The sequence below is a fragment of the Wolbachia endosymbiont of Protocalliphora sialia genome (assembly GCF_053891855.1).
Map to the genome: position 1 here is coordinate 22,707 of NZ_JAIUJX010000011.1, position 6,684 is coordinate 29,390.

Here is a 6,684-nt window from a genome sequence, read left to right on the forward strand (position 1 = left end):
TAAAAAGCCATTGGATGACAAAGTTAATGCTTTTTTAGTTTTAATGGTTTATATTTTATTTCTATAACAGTAAAGGAATATTAAAATGGGAGATGTTTTTTCGATGTCAATGGAATCTTCTAAAGACAATAAGGATAGAAATGAACAATTTCTCATGCAAGTAGCTGCTTGGTTGGTTGATAACACTAGCTTAACTTTTGATCAAATAGCAAAATGTTGCAAGTTATCCCTTGAAAAAGTACAAGACATAGCTGATGAGGAAATAGAAGTTGAAAAGTATGACCCTATTATTTCTGAAATAATTACTGAAAAAGAAATCGATGATTGCAAAAAAAATCCAAATCGTGTACCAAATTTGATTATAAAAAATATAAAAAAAAGGGCAAAGACGGTTAGGATTCTTGGCTTTCCTTCTACAGCAAGGCGTAGAAATAAACCTAATGCAATTTGTTATTTGGTAAGAAAATTTCCTATCTTGAACAATAATGTTATAGCTAAGCTAGTTAGTACAACAAATTACACAGTTAAGCAGGTAAGAGATAAATCTCATCATAACATGCTCAATATCAAACCTCAAGATCCTGTACTACTTGGTTTATGTAGCCAGGAAAATTTAGAAGTGGAAGTAGAAAGAGCGGAAATAGAAGAAGAGAAGAAACAAAGATTAAAAAATATAAATAATAGCTATTGATGATTCTCAAATTCTTGTACTTTGTTAACATTAAATTGACTTGTTAGTTTTTATCAGTATAATGTAAGTAAAGTATCTAGTTTAATAATTAAACCTAAATACGCACTAAAAACTAGCTCAGCCTGATTTATTGTTTTATAGTTACATTTTAGGTTAGTAAGCATCAATTAAAATTTTTGGAGGATTATGACAACAATCAATGAAGATGTCTTAGCAAAAGAAAAGGTTGTAGATCAACCTGAAAAAAGTGAACAAATTCATAATGCTAACGCAGTAAAACAAATAACCAGTGAAGGTGCTGAAAAACACAAGAAAACATTGGACCTGAGCGAATTGAAAGAAAAAACAGCAGAAGAATTGTTAGAGCTAGCTGAAGAAAGAAAAATTTCAACTAGTGGTAAAGGCAATGGCAGGGTGCTAAAACAGGAAATGATATTCAGTTTAATGAAGAAAATGAGTGAAGAAGGAGGCATAACCACAGGAAGTGGAGTAGTGGAAATATTGCCTGATGGTTTTGGCTTCTTACGTTCATCAAGTGCAAATTATGCTCCAAGTACCGATGATGTTTATATTTCCAATGGCCAAATAAAGAAGTTTAATTTACGTACAGGAGATATGGCATGTGGAGAAATAAGGCCACCTGGTGATAAGGAAAGATATTTTACTTTAACTAAGGTTCACAGTATAAACTCTACTGAAATCAGTGAATTAAGAAAGTACGTACATTTTGATAATTTGCTTCCGCTTTATCCTGAAAAAAGCCTCATCCTTGAAAACAACAGTAGTGGAGATAATAAAAAAGATATAAACATGCGTGCTGTAGATATAGTTACACCTCTTGGAAAAGGACAAAGAGCATTGATAGTTGCTCCACCTCGTACAGGAAAAACGATATTGCTTCAGCAAATGGCTCACTCTATAGCTACAAATCATCCTGAAATAGAACTAATAGTATTACTTATAGATGAAAGACCCGAAGAGGTGACAGATATGATACGCTCTGTAAAGGGTGAAGTGGTAAGCTCTACATTTGATGAACCTGCCTACCGTCATGTCCAACTTGCTGAAATAGTAATAGAAAAAGCTAAAAGAATGGTTGAACACAAAAAAGATGTAGTGATTTTGCTTGATTCTATAACTCGTCTTGCACGTGCTTATAATGCAGTCATTCCTTCGTCTGGAAAGGTTCTAACCGGCGGTGTAGATTCAAATGCGCTGCAAAGACCAAAACGCTTTTTTGGAGCAGCTCGTAATATTGAAAATGGTGGTTCTTTGACAATCATCGCTACAGCCCTTATAGAAACTGGTTCAAAAATGGATGATGTTATTTTTGAAGAGTTTAAAGGCACAGGTAATGCTGAAATTATACTAGATAGAAAACTTGCTGATAAACGTATATTCCCTGCTATTGATATTACAAAATCCGGAACAAGGAAGGAAGAGCTATTAGTTGATAAGGCCATACTAAATAAAATATGGGTATTGCGTAGGATACTTAATCCTATGGGGTCTGTTGAAGCAATGGAGTTTTTACGTGACAAACTACTTTTAACAAAGAGCAATGCTGACTTTTTTAACTCCATGAATCACTAAAAGTAAGCCAATTCTGATGGAGCAAAAAAGCTATGTTTATACAATTGTGTACCAGTGTTGAAATGACACCCTCAGAAGGGGATTGTATCTACTCTGAATCAGATGATAAATTAGATGCTTGGTAAGCGTAATTTGGAGCTTCCTGTGTAATGATTATATCATGAGCATGACTTTCTCTTAATCCTGATGAAGTAATAGTGATAAATTTGCAGTTTTTTTTCATCTCTTCTATATTACGGTTGCCAGTGTAGCCCATTGCAGCTTGCAACCCACCAATTAACTGACAGATCACTCCTGAAGCTGGACCTTTAAAAGGAACTCTTGCTTCTACTCCTTGTGGGACTAAATCAAGTTTTGAATCTTGAAAATAACGGCTAGCTGACCCTCGTTTCATTGCACTAATAGATCCCATTCCTCGATATTCCTTATATGCTCTACCCTTATACATGATAATCTCACCTGGGCTTTCCTCAGTACCAGCAAAGATTGAACCTATCATCACAGTATCAGCACCAGCTGCAATAGCTTTTGCAACATCTCCCGAATATTTTATTCCACCATCAGCAATTAGTCTGACTTCTTTTTCTTTACAAACCTCTGCAATATTCTTGATCGCAGAGAATTGTGGCATACCAACACCTGTAACTATTCTGGTAGTACAAATTGACCCTGGCCCTATTCCAACCTTCACTGCATCAACACCAGCATCAATCAACGCTTCAGCAGCCTCTTTTGTTGTGATATTTCCACCGATTAATTGAGTATTCGGATACATCTTTTTTATTTCCTTAATAGTGCTGATAACGTTCTGGGAATGACCGTGAGCGGTATCTACAATAACCACATCAACTTCTTCTTCGATCAAAGCTTCACATCTTTCTATACCGTCTTTTTTACCAGTACCAATTGCAGCGGCAACTCTGAGTCGACCTTTACTGTCTTTACATGAATTTGGATATCTATTGTATTTTTCGATGTCTTTAACTGTGATTAGACCTATGCAACAAGAATTTTCATCAACAACCAAAAGCTTCTCTATTCTATTTGCATGCAACAATTTCATTGCTGAGGCGCTGTTTACTGCCTGCTCTCGAACTGTTACTAACTTATCTTTTGTCATTACCTCGGAAACTTTTATATTCATGTTCTGGTCTTCAATAAACCTCACATCTCGATTAGTTAAAATTCCCACTAACTTGCGTTGATCAACTACAGGAATTCCGGAATAATTATACTCTCTCATTAATGAAACTGCTTCTGCAACCGTTTTATCTGGGGAAATTGTAATTGGGTTATACACGATCCAGCTTTCATATTTTTTCACCCTTCTTACTTCTAACACTTGTTCATCTATTGATAAATTCTTATGTATGCAACCTATTCCACCATGTTGGGCAATAGCTATTGCAAAACCTGATTCAGTGACAGTGTCCATTGCAGAGGATATGAGAGGGATATTTAGTTCTATATTATTTGTTAGATAAGTTCTTGTGTCTGCATCACGAGGCAATACATCAGAATAGGCCGGTAAGAGAAGTACATCGTCAAACGAATAACAAGCTTCCATTTTTTTCATATGCTTTATTTAAAGCTTATACGCCAATTAATGAAATTGCAATAGAGCTTTTGCAAAATTAGCCTGGCTACAGCTATTTTTAGATCAAAATAGGATAGAAGAGGTATGTAGCTCCTAATATATTTATCGCAAAATTACATTATTTGCTAGCAAACAGAACTGCTCAATAGTTAAGCTTTCTGGACGTTCGTCTCCACTCAGTTTAGCATTCTCAAGAGTAGTTGAGACATCACTAGTTATACTTTGCAAGCTATTTCTCAGCATCTTTCTTCTTTGAGCGAACACAGCACGTGTTAGCTTTGTTAAGGTTTCTAAATTTACTGCAAATCTTGGAGTGGGTAAAGGTTTTACTGTAATTACTGAAGAATATACTTTTGGTCTTGGAAAAAATTCCTTAGGTTCAATATCAAATTCCTTTTTTATGTCGCATAGTAACTGGCTTAGCACTGATAGGGAACCATAATCTTTAGAACTAGGTTCTGCTGTAATACGCTCTGCTACCTCCTTTTGGAACATTAACGTCAAACTCGTAAAAAATTTTATATTATTTAACCACTTTAAAAATAACGCTACTGAGATATTGTAAGGCAAGTTAGCAATGACTTTGACTGGACATTCTACCAGCTCTTTTTCTACAACATTAAGTGCATCCGCTTCTATAATTCTATATTTTCCCTGATGCTCATTTAGCAATTGTTCGTGATGTTTCACTAAACTACTATCTTTTTCTATAGAAAGTAGAAACTTTGGATTATACGCTAATATTTCTCTTGTTAACGCACCATACCCAGGACCAATTTCAATAACATTAAAATCTTTCAGGCTACCAACTAAGGCAACTATTCTTTTTGTTATCTCATTCGATAAAATAAAATTTTGCCCTAGACTCTTTTTTGGCTTCAGTGAAAATTTTTTCATATGATCTTAGTATGCAGTATTTTAAAAATTAGTTGACGAAAATTCATCAATAATTGTATATTGTTAGTGTATTTAATGCCGGCTTAGCTCAATTGGTAGAGCAACTGACTTGTAATCAGTAGGTTGTCAGTTCAAGTCCGACAGCCGGCACTCTTATCCATACAAGTAAAGTTGATGTCCTTTTTAATAGTAGCAAATTGGAAAATGAATGGAACACGTTCTTCATTTGTTGACTTTATAGGCAAACTTAACAACAAGAGCAACGAAATTACCTCTAAATTAGTAATTTGCCCTCCTTTTACATCATTTCCAAGCAGTATAGAGTTGAACAATAATATTAAAATAGGAGGACAGAATTGCCATCATAAAGAGTTCGGTTCTTACACAGGTGAAATTAGTGCAGGAATGTTGAAGGAACTAGGATGTAGTTACGTAATACTTGGACATTCTGAGAGGGCTCATGAAAAAGATAGTGAAATAAAACTCAAATCGAAAACAGCAATAGAATCAGGATTACACCCAATCATCTGTGTAGGTGAAAATTTAGAAGATTATAAAAATAAAAAAACAAAAGAAGTAATAGAATATCAATGCAAAAACCGTTTGCCAACACAAGGTGAATATACCATAGCATACGAACCGATATGGGCAATAGGAACAGGAAATGTGCCAAATAATGACGCAATTGCTGAGGTGATAGAGATAATAAAATTTTGTACTGGTAAAAAACACATTATATATGGTGGCTCAGTCAGCTCAGAAAATATAGAAAACTTGCTCAGTATTCCAAATTTATTAGGAGTTTTAATTGGTAGTGCAAGCTTAGATTTTGATCACTTTTATAAAGTTATACAACAAGTTGAGAAAAAATTTTCTCTTATCAATTCTAAAAGTAGATAAAAGGGAATTACTTACTATAGGAATAGGGCTATCACGGGCGTCTCAGCAGATTCCGCTAACGCGTATCCCTCGTCATAACGTCACGGTATCCGCTAACACGTAGCGAGATGTCGGTTGTCAGAGTGACACTGGGATCCAGAAGACTTAATTTCAACCAAATAATAAAGGCTGGATTCCAGCGTCGCGCGCTGGAATGACATCTTTCTTGGTGAACTCAAATCACAATGTTCGTACGGTTGTGGGCTTATAGCTTAGAAAATTAACGATATTTTATTTCCCGGTGAACGCTCTATTTTGTTTTCCAACTCTAGTTCCAAAAGAGCCATTAGAGCTATGTTGGTAGAAAGTCCACTTGCTAATATAAGTTCATCTATATCAACAGGTACAGAGTTAATATGATCAACTATAACAGATTTTGCCTGTTGTAATTTTTCTTGTTTTTGGTCAGCAACGGTATCAAATAGACTTTTTTGCTGAAGAGGCAAACTAAATCTCACGCTCTCTATTATATCATCAGCGGATTCAACAAGTTTAGCGCCGTTTTTAATTAGATAATTGCTACCACTACAGCGTGAATCTAGAGGGAAACCAGAAACTGCAAATACCTCTCTTCCTTGATTTAAAGCAAAATCTGCTGTTATTAGAGAGCCAGAACGTCTCGATGCTTCAATCACTACAACACCCAGCGATAGACCAGATATAATTCGATTCCTTTGAGGAAAATACTGAGGCTTTGGTTTAGTAGCAAATGGAAGCTCAGTAATTACTAATCCGCCATTTTCAGTGATTTTTTTGTATAGATCAAAATTCTCTTTTGGATACACCACATCAATTCCGCTTGCTGTAACAGCAATAGTGGGGTAATTTTTGTATATTACACTGTTTGCTGCAGTGTCGATTCCTCTTGCAAGTCCAGAAATTACGATGAAACCAGCTTCACTTAAGTCAAACGCCAACTTACTGGCAAAATTTTATAATGCACCCCATAAACTAGACCAAAAAAAAA

General features: G+C 35.2%; 5 protein-coding genes, 1 tRNA gene and 1 pseudogene. 4 read left to right on the forward strand and 3 right to left on the reverse strand.

What is annotated here, in order from left to right:
* Window positions 1–85: 85 nt before the first annotated feature.
* Window positions 86–691, forward strand: coding sequence for a cell cycle transcriptional regulator TrcR (locus tag LB100_RS04780; RefSeq protein WP_456201592.1), 606 nt, complete (start codon window positions 86–88; stop codon window positions 689–691).
* Between the two features lie 186 nt (window positions 692–877).
* On the forward strand, window positions 878–2,284 hold the full coding sequence (gene rho, locus LB100_RS04785) for a transcription termination factor Rho (RefSeq protein WP_456201593.1): 1,407 nt from the start codon (window positions 878–880) through the stop codon (window positions 2,282–2,284).
* Between the two features lie 88 nt (window positions 2,285–2,372).
* Here rho and guaB read toward each other — a convergent pair whose 3' ends face one another.
* A complete protein-coding gene (gene guaB / locus LB100_RS04790) occupies window positions 2,373–3,860 on the reverse strand; it encodes an IMP dehydrogenase (RefSeq protein WP_264337181.1) in 1,488 nt (495 codons plus the stop codon).
* A 123-nt stretch (window positions 3,861–3,983) separates the two neighbouring features.
* Window positions 3,984–4,778, reverse strand: a complete 795-nt coding sequence (gene rsmA / locus LB100_RS04795; protein ID WP_456201594.1) for a 16S rRNA (adenine(1518)-N(6)/adenine(1519)-N(6))-dimethyltransferase RsmA — start codon at window positions 4,776–4,778, stop codon at window positions 3,984–3,986.
* A gap of 77 nt (window positions 4,779–4,855) precedes the next feature.
* Here rsmA and LB100_RS04800 point away from each other — a divergent pair.
* Both LB100_RS04800 and LB100_RS04805 read left to right on the forward strand, forming a co-directional pair.
* Window positions 4,856–4,928, forward strand: a tRNA-Thr gene (locus LB100_RS04800).
* A 24-nt stretch (window positions 4,929–4,952) separates the two neighbouring features.
* Complete coding sequence (locus LB100_RS04805; RefSeq protein ID WP_143689714.1) at window positions 4,953–5,678, forward strand: triosephosphate isomerase; 726 nt, start codon at window positions 4,953–4,955, stop codon at window positions 5,676–5,678.
* Window positions 5,679–5,929: 251 nt separating this feature from the next.
* Here LB100_RS04805 and LB100_RS04810 read toward each other — a convergent pair.
* Window positions 5,930–6,649 (reverse strand): annotated as a pseudogene (locus LB100_RS04810) (DNA-processing protein DprA); the annotation flags it as partial.
* Window positions 6,650–6,684: the final 35 nt, after the last annotated feature.